Origin of the sequence: Rhodococcus sp. ENV425 (assembly GCF_002887785.1) — a bacterium.
GTDB classification, from domain to species: domain Bacteria; phylum Actinomycetota; class Actinomycetes; order Mycobacteriales; family Mycobacteriaceae; genus Rhodococcus; species Rhodococcus aetherivorans.
In genome coordinates this window covers 1-375 of record NZ_PCZU01000282.1, presented here as the reverse complement: position 1 = coordinate 375, position 375 = coordinate 1, and the positions used below count along the sequence as shown (strand labels likewise).

At 65.9% G+C, this 375-nt stretch carries 1 protein-coding gene; it reads left to right on the top strand.

Annotation, left to right across the window (positions count from 1 at the left end; translation table 11 throughout):
• Positions 1-21: 21 nt before the first annotated feature.
• On the top strand, positions 22-375 hold a 354-nt coding region (rsfS, locus tag CQZ88_RS26405), incomplete at its 3' end, for a ribosome silencing factor (protein WP_102800545.1).

The following is a 375-nucleotide window of genomic DNA, read 5'->3' as shown; positions in this document are numbered from 1 at the left end:
CCCCGAGAGGAAGACCACGCAGTGACGGCAACTGCAGAAGCCATCGAGATGGCACGCATCGCGGCCCGCGCGGCCGACGAGAAACTGGCCACCGATGTCGTGGTGCTGGACGTGTCCGAGCAACTGGTCATCACCGACTGCTTCGTGATCGCCTCCGCGGCCAACGAGCGTCAGGTCAACGCCATCGTCGACAACGTCGAGGAGAAGCTGCGGCTGGCAGGCCACAAGCCCGTGCGGCGCGAGGGCACCCGCGAGGGTCGCTGGACGCTGCTGGACTACGTCGACGTGGTGGTACACATCCAGCACGACGACGAACGCAACTTCTACGCACTCGACCGGCTGTGGAAGGACTGCCCGGTGATCACCGTCGACGGC